A 22,409-nucleotide genomic window follows, 5' to 3' on the forward strand; every position below is an offset into this window, starting at 1 on the left:
ACGCCCAGGTCTGCAACGATCGCGGCACGGCGGTGTGCATCAGGGTCGGGATGTCGGTCGTGTTGCCGTTCCAGTACAGCGCCATGATGGCGAGCAGCATCAGCACCGAACCGAGGAACGTGTAGAGGAAGAACTTGAACGACGCGTAGACCCGGCGCGGACCGCCCCAGACGCCGATGATCAGGAACATCGGGATCAGGCCGCCCTCGAAGAACAGATAGAACAGCACGAGATCGAGCGCCGAGAAGGTGCCGATCATCAGCGTTTCCAGGATCAGGAACGCCATCATGTATTCGCGCACGCGGTTCTGGATCGCCTTCCAGCTCGCGATGATGCAGAACGGCATCAAGGCGGTGGTCAGGATCACGAACGGCAGCGAGATGCCGTCGACACCCATGTGATAGGTGATGCCGGCCGCGAGCCAATTGGCCTTCTCGACGAACTGGAAGTCGGCGACCGAGGGATCGAACCGCCAGACCAGGATCAGGGACACCGCGAAGGTGATGAGCGTCGTCCAGAGCGCGATCCAGCGTGAGTTGCGTTTTGCCGCTTCATCCTCGCCACGGACGAGGTAGACGAGCAGCGCACCGACCAGCGGCAGGAAGACGGTGACGGAAAGGATGGGCCAGGTTGTCATTTACTGGCCTCCAAAGCCGAACATGAACCAGGTGATCAGGCCGGCGACGCCGATCAGCATGGCGAATGCATAATGATAGAGATAGCCGGTCTGGATCTTCACGACGTTGCGGGTGACATCCAGCACGCGCGCCGAGACGCCGTCCGGACCGAAGCCGTCGATGATGGCGCCGTCGCCCTTCTTCCAGAGCTGGTAGCCGATCCACTTCGCCGGACGGACGAAGATGATGTCGTAGAGCTCGTCGAAGTACCACTTGTTGAGCAGGAACTGGTACAGCATCGGCTGGGTGTTCGCGAGCTCGACAGGCAGATAGGGTTTGCGGATGTAGAAGGTGTACGAGATCACGAAGCCCAGCACCATCATGATGAAGGGTAGCCATCCCAGCGCCGCAGGCATGTGCTCCATGTCTTCGAGGATGTGCGGGTTCATCTTCACGGACTCGCGGAAGAACTCTTCCACGCCGTGAGGTCCGGTGAAGATCTCCTTGAAGGGGAAGCCGGCGAGGATCGAGCCGATCGCAAGGACGCCGATCGGCACCAGCATCCACATCGGACTCTCATGCGCCGCCTCATAGTGCTTCTGGTCGTGCGGCTCGCCAAAGAAGGTCTTGAACACCAGGCGCCAGGAGTAGAACGAGGTCAGGCCGGCGGCCGCGATCGTCAGCAGGTAAGCGTACGTCGAGAACGGATTATGCGAGGCATAGGCGGACTCGATGATCGCATCCTTCGAGAAGTAGCCCGCAAACAGCGGGAAGCCGGTCAGCGCCAGCGTGCCGACGGTCATCACCGCGAACGTATACGGGATCTTCCGCCACAGGCCGCCCATGTTGCGGATGTCCTGCTCGTGGTGCATCGCGTAGATCACCGAGCCGGAGCCCAAGAACAACAATGCCTTGAAGAAGGCGTGCGTAAACAGGTGGAACATGCCGACCGAATAGGCCCCCGCCCCCATCGCCACGAACATGTAGCCGAGCTGCGAACAGGTCGAGTAGGCAACGATGCGCTTGATGTCGTTCTGAACGAGGCCGATGGTTGCGGCGAAGAACGCCGTGGTTGCGCCGAAGAACATCACGACGGCCTGCGCGTTCGGCGCGAGCTCGAACAACGGCGACAGCCGCGCCACCATGAAGACGCCGGCGGTCACCATGGTCGCGGCGTGGATCAGCGCCGAGACTGGCGTCGGGCCCTCCATCGCGTCCGGCAACCAGGTATGCAGCAGGAACTGCGCCGACTTGCCCATCGCGCCCATGAACAGCAGGCAGCAGGTCAGCGTCAGCGCGTCCACCTGCCAGCCCAGGAAGTTGATGGTCTTGCCGGTCAGGCCGGGCGCGGCATGGAAGATGGTCTCCAAATCGGTCGAGCCGACCAGCGCAAAGATCGCGAAGATGCCGAGCGCGAAGCCGAAATCGCCAACGCGATTGACGACGAAGGCCTTGATCGCGGCCGCGTTCGCCGACGGTTTCTGGTACCAGAAGCCGATCAGCAGATAGCTCGCCAGACCCACGCCTTCCCAGCCGAAGAACAACTGCACGAGGTTGTCCGCCGTCACCAGCATCAGCATCGCGAAGGTGAACAGCGAGAGATAGCCGAAGAAGCGGGGCCGGTACGGATCCTCGTCCATGTAGCCGATGGAATAGAGGTGCACGAGCGAGGACACGGTGTTCACCACCACCAGCATGACGGCGGTGAGCGTGTCCACCCGCAGCGCCCAGTAGACCTGGAGGTCGCCGGAGAGGATCCACGGCATGATCGGAATCCGCGCGTCGTGGTGCATGAAGCCGACATCCACCAGCGCGAACCAGGACAGGGCCGCCGAGACGAACAGCAGTCCGGTCGTGATCAGTTCGGCTGCGCGCGACCCCTGAGCCGGCGGTTCGGAGACGTGGTGGTCATCGTGGCCGTGATCGTCGTGGGCGGCCGCGGCATGGGCGTCGCCATGACCGTGATCATCGCCGTGATGCTCGACCGTATCGCCGCTGGGGTTGCGGGCATGCGCGCCGAAAATGGCGATCAGGCCGGCGAGAATGGCGCCCAGCAGAGGCAGAAAGACAATTGCCTGGTACATCGGCGCGTTAACCCTTCATCAGATTGACGTCCTCAACCGCGATCGAGCCGCGGTTGCGGAAATAGACCACCAGGATGGCGAGACCGATCGCGGCTTCCGCAGCCGCGACCGTCAGCACCAGCAGCGCGAAGACCTGGCCGACGATGTCGCCGAGGAAGGTCGAGAACGCCACCAGGTTGATGTTGACCGAGAGCAGGATCAGCTCGATCGACATCAGGATGACGATGATGTTCTTGCGGTTCAGGAAGATGCCGAGGATGCCGAGCGTGAACAGGATCGCGCCGACGGCAAGATAGTGTCCGAGCCCGATCGTCATTTCACCCACTCCGCCGCATCGGTATCGGACAGCCCCTGCCCCGACGCCACCTTGCGCAGCGCCATCGCCATGTCGGGCGTGCGCGCGTTCTGAACGTTGATGTCCTGTCGCTTGACGCTGGCCTTGTGGCGCAGCGTCAGCACGATGGCACCGATCATCGCAACCAGCAGCACCATGCCGGCGAGCTGGAAGTAATGGATGTACTTCGTATAGAGCACGAGCCCGAGCGCCTCGGTGTTGGAGACGTTGGCCGGGATCGCCGCCGTGATCGTCTTGGACACGGTCGGGTTGATCACCCAGGCGCCAACGACCAGCAACAGCTCGAACATGAAGATGCCGCCGATCACGAGGCCAACCGGCAGGTACTCGATGAAGCCCTCGCGCAGCTCGAGGAAGTCGACGTCGAGCATCATGATCACGAACAGGAACAGCACCGCGACGGCGCCGACATAGACGACGATCAGGATCATCGCCAGGAACTCGGCGCCCATCAGCACGAACAGGCCGGAGGCGTTGACGAAGGCCAGGATCAGAAACAGCACGGAGTGCACGGGATTGCGCGAGACAATCACCATCACCGCCGAGGCCACGCAGATGCCGGCAAACAGATAGAAGAACAGCGCGGGAAGGATCATGCCCTCACCTCACCGGTACGGCGCGTCGAGCTCGATCGCTTTCGCGATCTCGCGTTCCCAGCGATCGCCATTGGCGAGCAGCTTGGCCTTGTCATAGAACAGTTCCTCGCGGGTCTCGGTCGCGAACTCGAAGTTCGGGCCTTCGACGATGGCGTCGACCGGGCAGGCCTCCTGGCAGAGGCCGCAATAGATGCACTTCACCATGTCGATGTCGTAGCGCACGGTGCGGCGGGTGCCGTCGTTGCGGCGCGGGCCGGCCTCGATAGTGATGGCCTGCGCCGGGCAGACCGCCTCGCACAGCTTGCAGGCGATGCAGCGTTCTTCGCCGTTGGGATAGCGGCGCAGCGCATGCTCGCCGCGGAAGCGCGGCGAGATCGGACCCTTCTCGAAGGGATAGTTCAGCGTCGGCTTCGGCTGGAAGAAGTAGCGCATGGCGAGAAAGAAGGCCGATACGAATTCCGACAGCAGTAGCGAGCGCGCAGTGGCGTTGATGTTGATACCCATGGCGAACCTCACTTCGGCGCGATGCCGGCGAAATGCAGCACGCCGGCCACCACGATCACCATCGCCAGCGACAGCGGCAGGAATACCTTCCAGCCGAGACGCATCAGTTGATCGTAGCGGTAGCGCGGCACGATCGCCTTCGCCATCGCGAACAGGAAGAACATGAAGAACAGTTTGAGCGAGAACCAGATGATCCCCGGCACCCAGTTGAACGGCGGCAGATCGACCGGCGGCAGCCAGCCCCCCAGGAACATGATGGTCGCCAACGCGCACATGGTGACGATCGCGACATACTCGCCGAGCATGAACAGCAGATACGGCGTCGAGCCGTACTCGACCATGAAGCCGGCGACGAGCTCGGACTCGGCTTCGACGAGGTCGAATGGCGGACGGTTGGTTTCCGCCAGGGCCGAGACGTAGAATACGACGAACATCGGGAACAGCGGCCACACATACCAGTTCAGGATGGTGAGCTGCGGCAGACCGATCAGGCTGGCAAGGCCACGCGCATGCTGCGCCTCGACGACTGCCGAGAGGTTCAGCGTCCCGGCGCAGAGCAGCACGGTGATGATGACGAAGCCGATCGAGACCTCATAGGACACCATCTGCGCCGCCGAGCGCAGCGCCGCCAGGAATGGATATTTCGAGTTCGACGACCAGCCGGCCATGATGATGCCGTAGATCGACAACGACGAGATCGCGAAGATGAAGAGGACGCCGACATTGATGTCGGAGATCACCCAGCCGAGATTGGTCGGGATCACCGCCCAGGCGGCAAGCGCGAGCACGCAGGAGACCAAGGGAGCCAGCAGGAAGACGCCCTTGTTGGCGCCGGAGGGAATGATCGGCTCCTTCAGCACGAACTTCAGGAGGTCGGCAAAGGACTGGAACAGGCCCCAGGGACCGACGACGTTCGGGCCGCGCCGGATCTGTACCGCCGCCCAGATCTTGCGGTCGGCCAGCAGGATGTAGGCGATCGCGACCAGCAGCACGACGAGCAGCAGGACGCTCTCCGCGACCATGATGATCAGCGGCCAGAGGAATCCGGTCCAGAATGCGCTTTCGAAGAATTCCATCAGATCACGCTCACTCCGCTGCGGTCAGCATCTGCCCGGAGGCAAGCCGCGAGCACTCCGCCATCACGGCGGACGCACGCGCGATTGGGTTGGTCAGGTAAAAGTCCTCGATCTGAACCTTGAACGGCGCCTTCTCAGGCGTGCCGCCCTTGCCCGCGAGCGCCTTGACCTGCTCGGCCGTGCCCGCCTCGATCTGATCCAGACGGATCAGATGCGGCACTGCCTTGAAGATCGCATGGCGCAGGGCCGCGAGCGAGTCATACCCGAGCTTCTTGCCGAGCGCTTCCGACAGCGCGCGGACGATCGCCCAGTCCTCGCGGGCCTCGCCCGGCGGGAACGCGGCGCGTCCCGTCATCTGGGCGCGGCCCTCGGTGTTGACGTAGATCGCCGATTTCTCGGTGTAGGCCGCCGCGGGCAGGATCACGTCGGCGCGGTGCGCGCCGCGGTCGCCATGGGTGCCGATATAGACCACGAAGGTGCCGTCCGGCGCCTTGATCTCGTCGGCCCCGAGCAGGAACAACACGTCCAGCGTACCGAACGTCGCCATCTGCGCGGCATTCAGGCCGCCAGCGCCCGCCGAGAAACCGATATCAAGCGCGCCGACGCGCGAGGCCGTCTCGTGCAGCACGCCAAAACCGTTCCAGCCGTCCTTCACCGCGCCGACATCGAGCGCCAGCTTGGCGGCCTGCGCGAGAATCGCCGCGCCGTCATGACGCGAGGTCGCGCCGGCACCGACGAGGATAACCGGATGCTTGGCATTCTTCAGCACATCGGCGAAGGAGTGCTTGCCGGCGGCGAGGTCGCCGAGCGTCTCCGTGCCCGCGCCGAGATGATCATAGTCATAGGTGAGATCGGCCTTGGCGCCGATCATGCCGATCTTGAAGCCGCCTGCGCGCCAGCGCTTGCGGATGCGGGCGTTGAACACGGCCGCTTCCTTGCGCGGATTGGCACCGATGATCAGCAGCGCATCGGCCTGCTCGATGCCGACCAGCGTCGGATTGAAGATGTACGAGCCGCGGCCGAGCGCCGGATCGAAGGCGTCACCACCCTGCACCGCCAGATTGGCCGAACCGAACTTGGCGAGCAGGTCCTTCAGCGCGAACATCTCTTCGACACCGGCGAGATCGCCTGCGATCGCACCGATGCGCTTGCCGTCGGTGCGACCTGCCTTGGCGGCGATCGCGGCGAAGGCTTCGGTCCAGGAAGCTGCACGCAGCTTGCCGGCCTCGCGGATATAGGGCCGGTCGAGCCGCTGGGTCCGCAGGCCATCGACGACGTGACGGGTCTTGTCGGAAATCCACTCCTCGTTCACGGCCTCGTTGACGCGCGGCAGGATGCGCATCACCTCGCGGCCACGGGTGTCGACGCGGATCGCCGAGCCGATGCCGTCCATGATGTCGACCGACTGGGTCTTGCCGAGCTCCCAAGGGCGCGCCGCGAAGGCATACGGCTTCGAGGTCAGCGCGCCGACCGGGCAGATGTCGACGAGATTGCCCTGAAGCTCTGACGTCAGCGCGTGCTCCAGATAGGTCGTGATCTCCATGTCCTCGCCACGACCCGTCGCGCCCATCTCGGGAGCGCCGGCGACTTCCGCCGAGAAGCGGACGCAGCGCGTGCACTGGATGCAGCGGTTCATCGAGGTCTTGACCAGCGCGCCGAGGTATTTGTCCTCGACGGCGCGCTTGTTCTCGGCGAAGCGGCTGGTGTCGACACCGTAGCCCATCGCCTGGTCCTGGAGGTCGCATTCGCCGCCCTGGTCGCAGATCGGGCAGTCCAGCGGATGGTTGATGAGAAGGAACTCCATCACGCCTTCGCGCGCCTTCTTCACCATCGGCGACCGCGTCGAGATTTCCGGCGGCTCGCCCTTGGGACCAGGACGGCAATCGCGCACGCCCCAGGCGCAGCTCGCGACCGGCTTCGGACCACCCTTCACCTCGACGAGGCACATCCGGCAATTGCCGGCGATCGACAGCCGCTCGTGATAGCAGAAGCGCGGAATCTCGGCGCCGGCGGCCTCGCACGCCTGGAGCAGCGTGTACTCCGGCGGGACATCGATCTCTTTGCCGTCGATGATGAGCTTTGTCATTCTTCCTACTCCGCCGCGACCATGTTCACGGGATCGCGGACGCCGGCATCGTCAATGTCGGCCTTGTGCGAATACTGGTCGATGCGCGCTTCGATCTCATGACGGAAATGCGCGATCAGGCCCTGGATCGGCCAGGCGGCTGCGTCGCCAAGCGCGCAGATGGTGTGGCCTTCGACCTGCTTGGTGACCTCCAGCAGCATGTCGATCTCGCGCTTGTGGGCGCGGCCTTCGGCCATGCGGGTCAAGACGCGCCACATCCAGCCGGTGCCCTCGCGGCACGGCGTGCACTGGCCGCAGCTCTCATGCTTGTAGAAATAGGAGATGCGGGCGATCGCGCGGATCAGGTCGGTCGACTTGTCCATCACGATCACCGCCGCGGTGCCGAGGCCCGAGCGCAGCTTGCTCAAGGAGTCGAAATCCATCGGCGTGTCGATGATCTGCTCAGCCGGCACCATGCGCACCGAGGAGCCGCCGGGGATCACGGCCTTCAGATTGTCCCAGCCGCCGCGGATGCCACCGCAATGCTTCTCGATCAGCTCACGGAACGGAATGCCCATGGCCTCTTCGACGTTGCAGGGACGCTCGACATGGCCGGAGATGCAGAAAAGCTTCGTGCCGACATTATTGGGACGGCCGATGCCGGCGAACCAGGCCGCGCCGCGCCGCAGGATATCAGGCGCAACCGCGATCGACTCGACATTGTTGACGGTGGTCGGGCAGCCGAACAAGCCGACATTGGCCGGGAACGGCGGCTTCAGGCGCGGCTGGCCCTTCTTGCCTTCGAGGCTCTCGAGCAGCGCGGTCTCTTCGCCGCAGATATAGGCACCGGCGCCGTGGGCGACGTAGAGGTCGAACGGCCAGCCGTTGACGTTGTCCTTGCCGATCAGCTTGGCCTCGTAGGCCTGGTCGATCGCGGCTTGCAGGTGCTCGCGCTCGCGGATGAACTCACCGCGGACATAGATGTAGCAGGCGTGCGCATTCATCGCGCAGCTCGCGATCAGGCAGCCCTCGATCAGGAGATGCGGATCATGACGCATGATCTCGCGGTCCTTGCAGGTGCCGGGCTCGGACTCGTCGGCGTTGACGACGAGGTAGCTCGGCCGGCCGTCGGTCGATTCCTTCGGCATGAACGACCATTTCAGGCCGGTTGGGAAGCCGGCGCCGCCACGGCCGCGCAGGCCCGAGGCCTTCATCTCGTTGATGATCCAGTCGCGTCCCTTGTCGATGATGGCCTTGGTGCCATCCCAGGCGCCGCGGCGCCGCGCGCCCTCGAGCCCCCAATCATGGAGGCCGTAGAGGTTCTTGAAGATACGGTCCTTGTCCTCGAGCATTTCAGTGCTTTCCGATCAACGGTTGGCTTGCTTGTAGGCAAGCCCGGCGGCGCAGACGGCAAAGGTCAACGCCCAGAGCAGACTGGATTCCAGCGACGCGTTCAGGGTGAAGCGCTGCAGCAGGAAGATGAAGGCGGCCGCGACGGCGGCATGCATGGCGACGAAGCCCCATTTCTTCACGGCGCCACCCCTTCCCGCTGCTGAGGTCGCGAGATCACGCATCAGGTGGTCTCCTTCAGCGTGGTCGGTCCGGTGATGGGAGCCGAGAACTGACGGCCATTCTGGGGGCCGGGCTTGGGCGGATTGCCGGAAGCAAAGCCGTCGAGCACCTTGCCGAAGCTCTCCTTGGTCAGGTCCTCATAGGTGTCCTTGCCGATCAGCACCATCGGCGCGTTCACGCAGGCACCCAGGCACTCGACCTCTTCCCAGCTGAAATTGCCGTCCTTGGAGAGGTGGAAGGGCTCGTGATGGATGCGGCTCTCGCAAACGTGGATCAGGTCTTCGGCACCGCGCAGCCGGCACGGCGTGGTGCCGCAGACCTGGACGTGGGCCTTCTTGCCGACGGGCGCGAGCTGGAACATCGTGTAGAAGGTCGCGACTTCGAGCACGCGGATGTAGGGCATGTCGAGCATGTCGGCGATCACGCGGATCGCGGCTTCCGACACCCAGCCGTCGTTCTGCTCCTGCGCGCGCCACATGATCGCGATCACGGCCGAGGCCTGACGGCCGGCCGGATATTTCGCGATCTGCTGCTTCGCAAACGCGAGGTTCTCCTCCGTGAACGCAAAGCTCGCGGGCTGGACTTCCTTGGGCGCTAGGCGGCGAACGGACATCTCTTCAATCTCTCACTGGATACAACGCGCAGCCTTCGCATTCAGGGCATCGATCCTGTCCTGCCAGAATGCGCTTGCGGTGCCGAATACGTTGTAGCCGACGTGGGTGGAGACCTTGATGCGATCGAGGATCGAGAGCTCGGTCACCGTCTCCAGGCGATTGGTGCTGGGATCGTAGACGATCAGCTTCAGCGGGGTTTGTTCGAGGATGTAGCGCGACACCGCGTGCGAACGATCGCTTCCGTGCTCCTCGCACATGATCACGCTGTCGCCTTCAAGAAGCCGCGTGCCACCCTTGATGGCCTCGATCTCGACGCCTTCGACGTCGAGCTTGATCAGATATCTGCCGTTCGCCTCGACCTTGCCGTCATCGAGCAGATTGTCGAGTGCAAGCACCGGCACTTCCTCACCACCCGCCGAGGGGGCGCCCGCGATGCTGAAAGCCTCGTGCTTGGTGCCGGAGAGCCGTGCGGTACCGCGCTCGGCACCGATCGCACATTTCATGATCTCGAAACGGTTGCCATTGATGTGCGCATTGTTCGCAAGCTTCGGGTAGTTCTGCCCCGACGGCTCGATCGCGATTGCCCGGTGCGCGCCGAACGGCCCGCTCGACACCAGCACGGACCAGTAGCCGTAATTCGCGCCGCAATCGAGCAGCGTGTAATCGACGTCGACGGAGTCGGCGAACAACAGCTCCAGTTCGTCCTCGTAATTGTAGGAGCGGTTGAGCAGCTTGCTCCAGTAGCCGTCGCCGTAAGGAAACTCGAACACGGCGTCCGGGTTGAGCTTGATCGCGATGTTGCGCTCGGGCAGCGTTTTGCGCAGCAGATTGGCGCACGCGATGTAGCCCATATGAGAGAAGTGCGAGGAGATCTTCGATCCCGTCACCAGCGCCAAGGCAGCCGTCCGCTCCCACAGGTTGGCCCCCTCAAGGGCCCCCGAGGCGCGGTCAAACTGGATTGGCGCCGGCGCCATCACCGATCGACCTCTCCGAACACGATGTCGAGCGAGCCGAGGATCGCCGAGACGTCGGCGAGCAGATGGCCCCTGCAGATGTGGTCCATGGCCTGCAGATGGGCAAAACCCGGCGCGCGGATCTTGCACTTGTAGGGTTTGTTGGTGCCGTCGGAGACGAGATAGACGCCGAACTCGCCCTTCGGCGCCTCGACCGCGGCATAGATCTCGCCGGCCGGCACGTGGACGCCTTCGGTGTAGAGCTTGAAGTGATGGATGAGCGCTTCCATCGAGCGCTTCATCTCGCCGCGGCGCGGCGGGAAGACCTTGTTGTCCTCGACCGCGACCGGCCCCTGCCCGTCCGGCGCCTTCAGCTTCTCGATGCACTGCCTCATGATGCGCACCGACTGGCGCATCTCTTCCATCCGGATCAGGTAGCGGTCGTAGCAGTCGCCGTTCTTGCCGATCGGAATGTCGAATTCCATCTCGGCGTAGCATTCATAGGGCTGCGCCTTGCGCAGGTCCCAGGCCGCGCCGGAGCCGCGCACCATTACGCCCGAGAAACCCCATTCCCAGGCCTCCTTCAGCGGCACCACGCCGATATCGACGTTGCGCTGCTTGAAGATGCGGTTGGCGGTGAGCAGGCGGTCGAGATCTTCGACCACTTTCAGGAACGGATCGCACCAGGCCTCGATGTCGTTGATCAGCTTGGGCGGCAGATCCTGGTGCACGCCGCCGACGCGGAAGAAGGCCGCGTGCATACGGCTGCCCGAGGCGCGCTCGTAGAACACCATCAGCTTCTCGCGCTCTTCGAAGCCCCACAGCGGCGGGGTCAGCGCGCCGACGTCCATCGCCTGCGTGGTGACGTTGAGGAGATGCGAGAGGATGCGGCCGATCTCGCAATAGAGCACGCGGATCAGCTGGCCCCGGCGCGGCACCTCGATGCCGAGCAGCCTTTCGGCGGCGAGACAGAAGGCATGCTCCTGGTTCATCGGCGCGACGTAGTCGAGCCGGTCGAAATATGGGATCGCCTGCAAGTACGTCTTCTGCTCGATCAGTTTCTCGGTGCCGCGGTGAAGCAGGCCGATATGCGGGTCGACGCGGGCGACGACTTCGCCGTCAAGCTCAAGCACGAGGCGCAGCACGCCGTGGGCGGCCGGATGCTGCGGCCCGAAGTTGATGGTGAAATTGCGAAGGTTTTCGGGTTGCTCGTTCATGATCAGGCCTTCGGTCCTGCTTTCTCATCTCCCGGGAGGGGGTAATCCGCCCCTTCCCACGGCGACAGGAAATCAAACTTGCGGAATTCCTGGTTGAGCCGGACAGGCTCGTACACCACCCGCTTCTCCTGGTCGTCGTAGCGGACCTCGACGAAGCCGGTGAGCGGGAAGTCCTTGCGCAGCGGATGCCCCTCGAAACCGTAATCGGTGAGGATACGACGCATGTCGGGATGGCCGACGAAGATCACGCCATAAAGGTCGTAGGTCTCGCGCTCGAACCAGTCGGCGCCGGGAAACACCTCGATCAGCGATGGCACCTGGGTGGTCTCGTCGGCCTGAGCCTTGAGCCGGATCCGGGTGTTCAGCGTCGGCGACATCAGATGATAGACGACGTCGAAACGCTTCTCGCGCGACGGATGATCCACCGCGGTCACGTCGGTAAAGTTGACGAAGCGGCAGCTCGGATCGTCGCGGAGGTACTTGACCACCTCGACGATCTTGGCGGCCTCGACGTCCACCGTGAGCTGGTTGAAGGCCACCGTGTGACCGGTGGCAGCGCCCGGAAGCGCGCTAACGATCGTTTGCCCAAGGGCGTCGAGCTTGCCGTCGTCCATGACGTAAAACCTTAGCGTTCGATGGTGCCGGTGCGCCGGATCTTCTTCTGCAACAGCAGCACGCCGTAGAGCAGCGCTTCCGCCGTGGGCGGGCAGCCCGGCACGTAGATGTCGATCGGCACGATGCGGTCGCAACCGCGCACGACCGAGTAGGAATAGTGGTAGTAGCCGCCGCCATTGGCGCAGGAGCCCATCGAGATGACGTAGCGCGGCTCAGGCATCTGGTCGTAGACCTTGCGCAGCGCCGGGGCCATCTTGTTGGTCAAGGTGCCCGCGACGATCATCACGTCGGACTGGCGCGGCGAGGCACGCGGCGCAAAGCCGAAGCGCTCGACGTCGTAGCGCGGCATCGAGACCTGCATCATCTCGACCGCACAGCAGGCGAGACCGAAGGTCATCCACATCAGCGAACCGGTGCGCGCCCAGGTGATGAGGTCATCGGTCGCAGCAACGAAGAAGCCCTTGTCGGACAGCTCGTGATTGACCTCGAGAAAGAACGGATCGTTGGCCCCGACCGGCTTGCCGGTCGACGGATCCAGAATGCCCTTCGGGGCCGGCGCGAGAACCGGACCGGCGGACGGTGTGGCAGGGTTCAATCCCATTCGAGTGCCCCTTTCTTCCATTCATAGGCAAACCCCACCGTCAGCACGGCGAGGAACACCACCATGGACCAGAAGCCGGTCGCACCAAGCTTGCCGAACGCTACCGCCCAGGGGAACAAGAACGCCACCTCGAGGTCGAAGATGATGAAGAGGATGGCGACCAGGTAGAAGCGAACGTCGAACTTCATCCGGGCGTCGTCGAAGGCGTTGAAACCGCACTCATACGCCGACAGCTTTTCCGGATCCGGCTGCTGGAAGGCCACGATGAAGGGGGCGATCAGCAGCACGAGGCCAATCAGGCCCGCTACCCCTATAAAGACCACAAGTGGAAGATAGTTCTGCAGAATGCCGCTCATTGGCGAGCCCTTTTTCCCGCAAGCCTCGGGTGGCCCGCGGATTCGTTCCGGTTTGGAATTATTCTGAGCCTTAGCGCAGTGCACCAAAGGGTGCAAGACACGCTGTTTTTAGGCCCTTTGCCGCCCCCAGAACAGTGGAAATCCCGGAATCGCCCCGCGGTTGGTATGGAGCAGAATGGCCGCCCCAGCAAGGGCATCCCTGTCGGTCTCCCCGCCATCGGCAAACGCTCCCGCGCGGAGCATGTCAAACTGCGTCTCGAGGTGTCTAGGACGGCTTTGCCGTCCTGCTGCGACGCTGCCAGGCCCAGAAAATGACGAGCACGGGAAAGCCGACTGTCACCCAGGCGACATATTTGCCGATCTCGCCCCAGAGCAGCGCTGCGAGCAGGCCGATCGACGTCGCCACCGCAATCAGAACTGGCGCGCCGAAAACCCGTATCCATGGGCGCGAGCGGCCGGGCGAGCCATGCATCATGACGGGACCGCGGCCCGTTTGGCGAATGCGTCGGCGCGGGCGGGCCGCCGCTTCCGCCGCCGCGCCAGCCAGAGATAGAGACCGCTGCCGATCACGATCATCGTGAGCACGTCGAGCGCAGCCCAGATCACCTTCAGCGGCATACCGCCATAGTCGCCGAAATGCAGCGGTTGCGAAATCAAGAGCGCCTGGAGGTAGACGGGCAGCGCCCGGCTGTCGGCGACCTCCCCGGTCTCTCCGTCCAGCAGGACAGGCTTCAGCAGGCGCCCCGTGAGGGCGGTATCGCCACGCATGAACGCCGCGAAATGGTGCGATGACGTGAACGGGGTGCCCGGAAAAGCGATGAACGCGATGTTCATGCCCGGCGCGACCGCCTTGGCGCGAGCGACGACGCCGTCGAGCGAGGCCAGATGCACCGGCGGCGGCTTGCCGGCATAGGGGGCGACCATGCTGGCGAGCTCGGTCGCCTTCCATTGATCGAGCATCAGCTCGGCCCAGGTGTTGATCACGCCGGTCAATCCCACCACCAGCGCCCAGACCACCGTAACCACGCCGATCAGATTGTGCCAGTCGAGCCAGACCACACGGCGCGCGGCGGGGTAGCGGATGGTCGCAAAGCGCAGGCGGCGGGTGAACGGCCAATAGAGCACCACGCCGGAGATGATGGCGACCGCGAACAGCAGCCCCATCCCACCGAGGAACAGCTTTCCGGCCTGGCCTGCGAACATGTCCGTGTGCAGCTTGAGCACGATCAGCATCGGCCCGACGCCGACGGGTCCGAGCAGCCTGGCCGAGACCGCATCGAAGGCCCGCACGGAGGCATTGTCCGGCCGCCCGTCCGGCGCGCTGTTGGTGAATGCGAGCACGACCCCGGGTTCGTCCTTGTCCCAAGAGATATATTGCAGCACCCGCCCCGGATCGGCCGCGAGCGCGGCGTCGGCGACCTCCTGGGTCGTCGCACGAGCCGCGCCCGCGTGAGCTTCGGGCTGGGGGGCATAGCCCAGAAGCTCGTCGATCTCGTGATGAAAGATCAGCGGCAGACCGGTCAGGCAGAGCAGGAGCAGGAAGATCGTCGAGATCAGGCTGGTCCAGGTGTGGACCACGGACCAGAGCCTGACGGTACGCGCCTTCACGACACGATCCCCTCGCCCGCCCTCACCACTTGTACGACACGCTGGCGGTGACGCGCCGGCGATCGCCGTAGAAGCAGGACGTCACCGAGGCGCAGCTCGCGACGTAGATCTTATCGGTCACGTTGATCACGTTCAGTGCTGTGCGCCAGTTCTGCCATTCATAGTGGAGCGCGAGATCACCCAGCACGACGGCCGGAACCTCGAGCGTGTTGGCGGTGTCGGCCCAGGACGAGCCGACGTAGCGCACGCCCCCGCCGAAGCCGAAGCCCGCGAGCGGCCCCTCTTTGAAAGTATAGTCGGCCCAGCCCGAGGCCAGGAGCTCAGGCGTGTTGGTCGGCGTCTTGCCGATCAGCGATGAATCCAGGTCCTTGCTGGTAAAGAGATGATAGCTGGTGAAGGCGCCGATCAGCTTCAGCTCCTTCGTGACATTGGCCACTGCCTCGAGCTCGATGCCGCGCGAGGTGACCTCGCCGGTCTGGTTCTGCAACAACACGTTTGACGGATCGGTGGTCAGCGCGTTCTGACGCTTCAGGTCGAAGGCCGAGACCGTGAAGTAGCCATCGAACCACTTCGGCTGCACCTTCAGGCCGACCTCGGCCTGCTTGCCGGTCTCCGGCAGGAGCAACTGGTTGTTGGCATTGAGGCCAATGACCGGATTGTAGCTCGTCGCATAGGAGACATAGGGCGCGAGACCGCTGTCGAAATTGTAGATCAGCCCCGCGCGCCCGCTGAACCTGCTGTCGTCCCGGCTGGCGACCGTGGCACCGGTGTCGCGCGCGGCCTGGGTGGTCTCGACCCAATCGTTGCGGCCGCTCACCACCAGCGTGAAATTGCCGAGCTTGACCTGGTCCTGAAGATAGGTGCCGGCCTGTTTCTGGGTGATCAGGTAGTTGCGGAACGGCCCGGTCGTGAATGGCACATTGAGACCGTAGACCGGATTGAAGATGTTGATCGAAGGCGTCGTGCCGAACTGAAATTGCTGATAGTCGTCGATCTGGTAGCCCCGCAGATCGACGCCGAACAGCATCGTGTGCTTCAGCAGGCCCGTGTCGAAACGATACTCCAGCTGGTTGTCGAGATTGGCCTGGTTGGCCGTGTCCTTCGCATACCAATTGTAGCGCGCGATGTCGCCCGTCGTGGCGTTGGAGTAGCCGTTGGCGACGAGGCCGCGATACGTCACGTCGACATGTGCAAAACGCGCATTCTGCCGGAACGTCAGGCTGTCGTTGAGATTGCGCTCGAACTGGTAGCCGAGCATCTCCTGCTCGCGCGTAAACTTGTCGATGCTGGGATCGCCGAGGAACGTGCTCGTCGGGATGCGGCCGAACGGTGCGTTGGTCACCGTGCCCTGATAGGGCAGGAAGTTGATGCCGCGGGTATCCTGCTTCGACGCCGACGCCAGGACGGTGAACGTCGTGTCGGCATCAGGTTTCCAGGTCAGCGACGGCGCGATGAAGTAGTTGTTGTCAGGCGTGAAGTCGACCTGCGTGCCGCCGTTCTGGACCTGGCCGACGACGCGATAGAACAGCTTGCCGTTCTCGGGGCTCGTCGCGACGGGACCACCGACATCGAAGCCGACATAGGCATTGCCGAAATTGTTGACGCCGGTCTCGATGTAGCGGATCGGCTCGCTAGGCGGCATCTTGCTGATGACGTTGACGATGCCGCTCGGGCTCGAGCCGCCATAAAGCACCGCGGACGGGCCGCGCAGCACCTCGACGCGCTCCATGTTCGGCGTTTGCAGCTTCCAGCTTGCATAGGACGTGTAGAAGAGCTGCATGCCGTCGAGGAACAGACCGACGTCGTCGGATTTGAAGCCGCGGATCAGCCACCAGTCGTTGCGGGTGTCGGCGCCGAAGGTTCCGGCGCGCACGCCTGCCGAATAGCGCAGCACTTCGTCCAGCTTGTTCGGCTTCTGGTCGCGGATTTGCTCGGCGCCGATGACCGACACCGATTGCGGCGTCTCCATGATCGGCGTGTTGGTCTTGGTGCCGGACGAGCTGCGGCCAGCGACATAGCCGTGGACCGGGCCGCGCGGCGTCTCGACGAATCCGACATTGTGCTCAGGCTGCGGCTTTCTCTCGCTCGCGCTCTGTGCTGCCCGCGGCGTTCGACGCGGCGCCGCGGCCGCCGCGCGGCGGCGGGGCTCAGGCGAAGCCACGGTAACCGGCGGCAAGGTTTGCGCGCCGCTCTGCGACGCGGATCCCGAGGATTGAGCGACCGAAGCTTGCGGCAACAGCACCAAAGCGGACGCGGTCGCAAGTCCCGCCGACCGCAGCATTCCAAGATAGTTCAACGCACCACCCCAACTGCGACGTTTGTTGTTCCATGCCGTCAGTGCGAATGACGACATGCGTTGCAGCGACGCTTAAGCGAGCGGGTGCGGAAGGCCTAATTGAATGCCTCTTAGAAAACTTCTTAGAGAACTTCCAAGAACGCTTCCAACATGGGCCGTTCGAAATTCGGTGGGGACGATCAGTCCGGATCCTTTTCCGCCTCGAGCATCTGCTCGGCGGCCGCGGTCAGGCGATCGATCTGCGCCAGCAGCGTATTTAACTCGTCCTTGCTCAACTGCTCGAGCAGGCGCCGATTACGCTCCTGCGCGCTGGCAACGATCGCGTCATGAGCGGCGAGCCCCGCCTTGGACAGCGAGATCAGCACCTCGCGACTATCGTGCGGATTGGGCGTTTTCGCGATCAGCTTGCGGGACGACAGGCCCGCGAGCGCGCGGCTGATCTGTCCCTTGTCCTGACCGACGGCTTCGGCAAGCCGCGCCACGCTCATCGGCGGACGCCGGCCGAGCGAGGCGACGAGGCCGAACTCCACCGAGTTCAGTCCGACGACGCGTTTGTAGCGCAGGATGGCGCCGCGCTTGAGCAGATTGGCGAGCACCATCAGCCGCGACGACAGCATCACGGTGATCGGCGCCGGCGGCGCGGCGTCCTCAACGTCGGGCGACATCCGCCCGCCTCGGCTCGGCTTCAGGCTCATGCGTCACCTCTGCCAACAAACAAACGGCCTGCCAAGGGGCGCAAGGACGGGTGGTTAAAATGATTGTTAGAGGCATTCGCAATATCGTTGACATTGTCATCGATCTATTGTCGACTGCTTCAACGGGCAGAACACGACCGGCGGCTAACGAGCCGCAGGCGGGAGGAAACGGCATGACTATCACCCAGCGGGATCGCGATCTCGGCACGGCCTATGCGATGCGGGAGGCAAATACGCGCACCGAGCTGACCTCGGTCACTCGCGGTACACCCATGGGTGAACTGCTCCGGCGCTACTGGCACCCCGTCGGCCTCGTCTCCGACGCCACCGAAACCCCTAGGAAGGTCCGCGCGCTCGGCGAGGACCTCGTCCTGTTCCGCGACAAGCATGGCCGCGTCGGCCTGCTGCACGCGCGCTGCTGCCACCGCGGCACGACGCTGTACTACGGCAAGGTCGAGGAGGACGGCATCCGCTGCTGCTATCACGGCTGGAAGTTCGACACGCAGGGTCACTGCCTCGAGCAGCCCTGCGAGCCCGACAGCGGGCAGTTCAAGGACAAGGTGCGCCAGCCCTGGTACCCGGTCGAGGAACGCTACGGCCTGATCTTCGCCTATATGGGTCCGGCCGAGAAACGCCCGGTCCTGCCGGCTTACGAATGCCTGGAGACCATGGACGAGGGCGAACTCGTCGAGGCCGACGATTCATCGATCGGCGGCGGGGGACCTGCCGTCATCCCGTGCAACTGGCTGCAGCATTTCGAGAACGTGGTCGACCCCTACCACGTGCCGGTGCTGCACGGCTCGTTCTCGGGTCCGCAATTCACCAACATGATGGCCTCGATACCGGAGGTGAAGTTCGAGAAATCGCCGCGCGGGGTCCTCGTGCGCTCGGAACGCAAGCAGGACGACGGCAAGGTGTTCTACCGCGTCAGCGAGGCGGCGCTGCCCACCTTGCGCGTCGTGCCGAACCCGCGTGTGGCGCAATTCGCCCGCGTCGAGTCGATCGGCTGGGTGCTTCCGATCGACGACACCTCGTTCCGCATCTATGTTGCCGGACGTGTGAAGAATGCCGGCGACATCGGCCGCATGCGCTCGAAGTTCAACGGAAAGTTCTGGTGGGACATGAGTGAGGCCGAGCACCAGCAGTTTCCCGGCGACTACGAAGCCCAGGTCGGCCAGGGCCCGGTGACGATCCACTCCGAGGAGCATTTCGGCCAGAGCGACCGCGGCGTCCTGATGATCCGGCGCATGCTGACCGATCAACTCGAGGCGCTCGCCGCAGGCCGCGACCCGATCGGCGTCTCCTTCGATCCGAGCGCGCCGCCGGTCGCATTCGAAGCGGGGAATTACATCCGCGACGCCTAGACGAGCAGATCAACGAAAACAACAACGGCAAGTCGGGGGAAGCGATGGTCGATGTGACGTCAGACGTACCGGCGCAGACGGCCACAGCCGCAAAGCCGTCCGCGCGGCGCTACTACGTGCTCGGGCTGCTCACCATCATCTACGCGCTGAACTTTCTCGACCGCACCATCTTCAACGTCCTGATCGAGCCGATCAAGAAGGAGTTCCAGCTCAGCGATACCATGATGGGCCTTTTGGCCGGTTTTGGATTCGCGCTGTTCTATTCGCTGCTCGGGATTCCCATTGCACGCATGGCTGACCGGCTGAACCGGCGCAACATCGTCGCGCTCGCCTTCGCGTTCTGGAGTGCGATGACGGCGCTGTGCGGCCTGGCCACGAGCGTGACCTCGCTAGCGTTTGCCAGGATCGGCGTCGGCATCGGCGAATCCGCCGGCTCGCCGGCTTCCCAATCGATCGTTGCCGATCTCTTTGCCAAGAACGAGCGGCCCCGCGCGCTCGGCATCTATGCCATCGGCACCTATCTCGGCGTGTTCCTCGGCTATTTCGTCGGCGGCTATGTCAACCAGCACCATGGCTGGCGGATGGCTTTTTACGTCGCGGGCCTTCCCGGCATCCTCCTTGCGGCCGTCCTGTGGCTGACGATCTCCGAGCCGAAACGCGGCGCCATGCAGGAGACATTCACGCCCGAGCCGCTCGGGCCGACGCTGCGCTTCCTCGCCTCCCAGCAGAGCTTCATCATCGTGCTGATCGGCTTCTGCCTCACGACCTATACGAACTATGCGACCGCAGCGTGGATCCCGCCCTTCCTGGCGCGTGTGCATCATTTGTCGAGTGCCGAGATCGGCACCTATGCAGGGACCTTCAAGGGGCTCGCCGGGATGGCAGGCACCCTGCTCGGCGGCTTCGTCGTGGCGCAAGTGAGCCGCCGCGACGATCGCTGGAAGCTCTGGGCACCCGCGGTCACCTCTGGGCTGGCCGGCCCCGTGTTCGCGCTGTGCATGCTGACGCAGGATTTCGCGACCATGGTCGCGATGCTGGCGCTGACCTCGTTCCTGGTCGGTTTCCATCTCGGACCGATCTTTGCGATCGCCCAGACGGTGGCAAAGCCCAGCATGCGTGCGCTGGCCTCCGCACTCATTGCCCTGACCGCGACCTGCTTCGGCCAGGGACTCGGCCCGCTCATCGTCGGCATGATCAACGACGCGCTGAAGGCCGGCTTTGGCGCGGACGCCGTCCGCTACTCCCTGCTGTCGGCGGCGGTCACGACCACCGTGGGCGCCCTGCTCTTCGTCTGGGCCGCGCGGACGATCCGGACCGATATCGCCCGGGCGGCGGCCTGAAACGGCTCCTCAAGCCGCCCCGCAGATGAAACCATTTTGCCGAAGGCGCGAAACCATCCGGAAACAGATCGTCCTTAGAAGGTGAGCCAACAGACGGGCGGGAAAGCCCGTCGGGAGGCTCAGATGAACCACTCCATTCACTCTGCTGATCGTGCGACGCACCTGAAAATCGTGGTGGTGGCGCTGGTGGCCGGTATCGCAGTGGCAGCCTTCGGGATCGCGGCGCGGACCAGTGTCGATCTCAGCCAGACCGCCCAGACCAATCATGTCATGAAGGCCGGCAAGCCCGTGGTCGTGACCAGCTCGGGCACGTCGGAGATCCGCTAGGGCCGAAACGGACCATTTCGGACAGACACCAGGGCCGCCTCCGGGCGGCTTTTTACTTCTGGCAATTCTGGAAAAATCCGAGCTAAACCATTGATTCAATGGCGCGAGAGACGGGGCTCCAACCCGCGACCTCCGGTGTGACCGGCCGGTCTTTTCGGCAGGTACTAACGAGCGCCCAAATTGGCTGAAGTTGAAACTCGTAGTGTCCCAATATCCCCGCGTATAGCTATCGAAGCAGCGCGCTACATGGAACTGTGCGCTCTGTGAGAAGCGAAACCTTCTGGATCATCGTCCCCGCTATAGGCGTCGTCGTGCTGATGGTCGCAATAATATTACTAATTGGCCGGTGAGCCACCAAAGCGCCGTATCCCGTGTTAAGGTCGGGTGGTGGTACTTTTACGGGGGCTAGATGAAAAAGGGCGACGTGACCTGCCCTGATTGCTCAGCCGGTTATCGCCGGATCGAGCTAGAATTCCGCAAGGGTAAACCCGGGTACTACAAGTGCCTGGTCTGTGAACGCGTTCTGGAGGTCTTCGACGGCTCCAGCGAGGTTGCGTACCGGCTGACCGTGCAGCCATCGCGATTTTCACCGGAGAAGATGTAACGCCCGCCCCTCCCCCGCAGTTAAGTCCGATGCAGGAGAACCGCCAGCGGCGTCACGGTCGTTGCCTGCGAGCTTTAGCCAATCATCGGCTAGTGCAAGCCATGCTTTCTCGTCTGCAGGGTCGCGCGTGTTAACCGCGCGATCCCGGCATTCCTCCGCGAATTTCAAGTATCTGGCCGTTCGGTTGGACATGACGCGGCAACGCAGCAGTGAGCAAACTGATGCTTCGCTTCTCAGTGTCTGGCAATGACCAGAAACACGCTAGTCGCGTCCACCTCTGGCGGACCAATCAACGCCCAAATGCATACAGCGATCAGAAGCGAGCCGCCAAGTGTCCATAGGGCCAATCGCATCAGGGCATCATCGCCATGACTGACAGGTCAGCATCAGTGAAGCTTGGGCCGCCAGAAGCGAAATAGATCACGGCAAGCAAGATAACGGCGCATGCCGCGTAACCGAAAATGATCAAGCCGTCGTAGCTGCGAACAAGAGGCGGCATGGACGCCGAATGTTGCGCAATTTCCATGACCAAAAATCCTATTCAAATAGCCCTTCGTTGCGCGATAACTTTAGGATTGGTCCACAAAACCGCTGTGAAGCAGTTCACCACTGGCACTCACATTCTCGTCAAAAAAAGAAGCCGCCACGGTGAGCCGAGACGGCTGGATCATTTGCGCAAAAACCGCCGCTCAGAAGACATCAACAACAGCCCGTGTTGATTCTGTTCGCAATGCTGGCTGAGCCGATCTCAAATCGCGCCAAACAGTTTGGTTTTGACCCTTTCCGATGATGCGATCAGACCGATGAAGTGCGTCCCTACGTTCGCGATTTACCCGTAAAGTTGCGCCAAGGTCGAAGTCTTGGTACAATTGAGGATCGTAGCGGACGACTGAATCCAGGCAAGATTGAGAGCAACGACTCATCTCGCTGCTTTCTACAGTTACCTCGGC

24 protein-coding genes are annotated in these 22,409 nt (G+C 63.3%); 4 read left to right on the top strand and 20 right to left on the bottom strand.

Going from position 1 to position 22,409, the window contains the following annotated elements; genetic code table 11:
- The 19 genes from SO156_RS29055 to SO156_RS29145 all read right to left on the bottom strand — a co-directional run.
- On the bottom strand, positions 1-637 hold a 637-nt coding region (locus SO156_RS29055; protein ID WP_498537162.1), incomplete at its 3' end, for a proton-conducting transporter transmembrane domain-containing protein.
- On the bottom strand, positions 638-2,701 hold the full coding sequence (gene nuoL / locus SO156_RS29060) for an NADH-quinone oxidoreductase subunit L (protein ID WP_498537163.1): 2,064 nt from the start codon (positions 2,699-2,701) through the stop codon (positions 638-640).
- A 7-nt stretch (positions 2,702-2,708) separates the two neighbouring features.
- On the bottom strand, positions 2,709-3,017 hold the full coding sequence (nuoK, locus tag SO156_RS29065; protein ID WP_008547737.1) for an NADH-quinone oxidoreductase subunit NuoK: 309 nt from the start codon (positions 3,015-3,017) through the stop codon (positions 2,709-2,711).
- A complete protein-coding gene (locus tag SO156_RS29070) occupies positions 3,014-3,652 on the bottom strand; it encodes an NADH-quinone oxidoreductase subunit J (protein ID WP_458147298.1) in 639 nt (212 codons plus the stop codon). Before SO156_RS29070 ends, nuoK begins: the two co-directional genes overlap by 4 nt.
- Positions 3,653-3,661: 9 nt before the next feature.
- Complete coding sequence (gene nuoI, locus SO156_RS29075; protein WP_026232873.1) at positions 3,662-4,150, bottom strand: NADH-quinone oxidoreductase subunit NuoI; 489 nt, start codon at positions 4,148-4,150, stop codon at positions 3,662-3,664.
- 14 nt (positions 4,151-4,164) lie between these two features.
- Positions 4,165-5,232, bottom strand: coding sequence for an NADH-quinone oxidoreductase subunit NuoH (gene nuoH, locus SO156_RS29080; RefSeq protein WP_458147299.1), 1,068 nt, complete (start codon positions 5,230-5,232; stop codon positions 4,165-4,167).
- A 10-nt stretch (positions 5,233-5,242) separates the two neighbouring features.
- On the bottom strand, positions 5,243-7,318 hold the full coding sequence (nuoG, locus tag SO156_RS29085; protein WP_498537164.1) for an NADH-quinone oxidoreductase subunit NuoG: 2,076 nt from the start codon (positions 7,316-7,318) through the stop codon (positions 5,243-5,245).
- Positions 7,319-7,323: 5 nt separating this feature from the next.
- Entirely contained in the window at positions 7,324-8,649 is a 1,326-nt protein-coding gene (nuoF, locus tag SO156_RS29090; protein WP_458147301.1) for an NADH-quinone oxidoreductase subunit NuoF, read from the bottom strand.
- Between the two features lie 15 nt (positions 8,650-8,664).
- Complete coding sequence (locus SO156_RS29095; protein ID WP_458147302.1) at positions 8,665-8,871, bottom strand: hypothetical protein; 207 nt, start codon at positions 8,869-8,871, stop codon at positions 8,665-8,667.
- Entirely contained in the window at positions 8,871-9,482 is a 612-nt protein-coding gene (gene nuoE, locus SO156_RS29100) for an NADH-quinone oxidoreductase subunit NuoE (RefSeq protein WP_498537165.1), read from the bottom strand. Before nuoE ends, SO156_RS29095 begins: the two co-directional genes overlap by 1 nt.
- Positions 9,483-9,494: 12 nt before the next feature.
- Positions 9,495-10,457 (bottom strand): FkbM family methyltransferase, encoded by a 963-nt coding sequence (locus SO156_RS29105; RefSeq protein ID WP_498537166.1) that lies wholly within the window; start codon positions 10,455-10,457, stop codon positions 9,495-9,497.
- Positions 10,457-11,653: an NADH-quinone oxidoreductase subunit D gene (locus SO156_RS29110; RefSeq protein ID WP_458147305.1), complete on the bottom strand. Its 1,197-nt coding sequence runs from the start codon at positions 11,651-11,653 to the stop codon at positions 10,457-10,459. The genes SO156_RS29105 and SO156_RS29110 overlap by 1 nt, the downstream gene beginning before the upstream one ends.
- A 2-nt stretch (positions 11,654-11,655) precedes the next feature.
- A complete protein-coding gene (locus SO156_RS29115; RefSeq protein ID WP_498537167.1) occupies positions 11,656-12,267 on the bottom strand; it encodes an NADH-quinone oxidoreductase subunit C in 612 nt (203 codons plus the stop codon).
- Between the two features lie 11 nt (positions 12,268-12,278).
- The gene (locus SO156_RS29120; RefSeq protein WP_371929919.1) at positions 12,279-12,869 is read right to left on the bottom strand and encodes a NuoB/complex I 20 kDa subunit family protein; all 591 of its coding nucleotides are present in this window, start codon (positions 12,867-12,869) and stop codon (positions 12,279-12,281) included.
- A complete protein-coding gene (locus tag SO156_RS29125) occupies positions 12,860-13,225 on the bottom strand; it encodes an NADH-quinone oxidoreductase subunit A (RefSeq protein WP_008136158.1) in 366 nt (121 codons plus the stop codon). Before SO156_RS29125 ends, SO156_RS29120 begins: the two co-directional genes overlap by 10 nt.
- 265 nt (positions 13,226-13,490) lie before the next feature.
- Positions 13,491-13,700: a hypothetical protein gene (locus SO156_RS29130; RefSeq protein WP_458147307.1), complete on the bottom strand. Its 210-nt coding sequence runs from the start codon at positions 13,698-13,700 to the stop codon at positions 13,491-13,493.
- On the bottom strand, positions 13,697-14,833 hold the full coding sequence (locus tag SO156_RS29135; RefSeq protein WP_498537168.1) for a PepSY-associated TM helix domain-containing protein: 1,137 nt from the start codon (positions 14,831-14,833) through the stop codon (positions 13,697-13,699). Before SO156_RS29135 ends, SO156_RS29130 begins: the two co-directional genes overlap by 4 nt.
- 22 nt (positions 14,834-14,855) lie before the next feature.
- Positions 14,856-17,114 (bottom strand): TonB-dependent siderophore receptor, encoded by a 2,259-nt coding sequence (locus SO156_RS29140; RefSeq protein WP_498537206.1) that lies wholly within the window; start codon positions 17,112-17,114, stop codon positions 14,856-14,858.
- A gap of 194 nt (positions 17,115-17,308) precedes the next feature.
- Positions 17,309-17,824 carry a MarR family winged helix-turn-helix transcriptional regulator gene (locus SO156_RS29145; protein WP_498537169.1) on the bottom strand — a complete coding sequence of 172 codons (516 nt, stop codon included), beginning with the start codon at positions 17,822-17,824 and terminating at the stop codon, positions 17,309-17,311.
- 173 nt (positions 17,825-17,997) lie between these two features.
- Here SO156_RS29145 and SO156_RS29150 point away from each other — a divergent pair, with 173 nt between their 5' ends.
- The 4 genes from SO156_RS29150 (at position 17,998) to SO156_RS29165 (ending at position 21,459) form a co-directional block, all read left to right on the top strand.
- Positions 17,998-19,188 (top strand): Rieske 2Fe-2S domain-containing protein, encoded by a 1,191-nt coding sequence (locus SO156_RS29150; protein ID WP_458147310.1) that lies wholly within the window; start codon positions 17,998-18,000, stop codon positions 19,186-19,188.
- Positions 19,189-19,232: 44 nt separating this feature from the next.
- Positions 19,233-20,528, top strand: a complete 1,296-nt coding sequence (locus tag SO156_RS29155; protein ID WP_498537170.1) for a spinster family MFS transporter — start codon at positions 19,233-19,235, stop codon at positions 20,526-20,528.
- A 123-nt stretch (positions 20,529-20,651) separates the two neighbouring features.
- The gene (locus tag SO156_RS29160; protein ID WP_458147312.1) at positions 20,652-20,855 is read left to right on the top strand and encodes a hypothetical protein; all 204 of its coding nucleotides are present in this window, start codon (positions 20,652-20,654) and stop codon (positions 20,853-20,855) included.
- Between the two features lie 409 nt (positions 20,856-21,264).
- Positions 21,265-21,459 carry a hypothetical protein gene (locus tag SO156_RS29165; RefSeq protein ID WP_458147313.1) on the top strand — a complete coding sequence of 65 codons (195 nt, stop codon included), beginning with the start codon at positions 21,265-21,267 and terminating at the stop codon, positions 21,457-21,459.
- A gap of 352 nt (positions 21,460-21,811) precedes the next feature.
- Here SO156_RS29165 and SO156_RS29170 read toward each other — a convergent pair whose 3' ends face one another.
- Positions 21,812-21,985, bottom strand: a complete 174-nt coding sequence (locus SO156_RS29170) for a hypothetical protein (protein ID WP_498537171.1) — start codon at positions 21,983-21,985, stop codon at positions 21,812-21,814.
- Positions 21,986-22,409: the final 424 nt, after the last annotated feature.

The organism is Bradyrhizobium sp. UFLA05-125 (genome assembly GCF_059803515.1).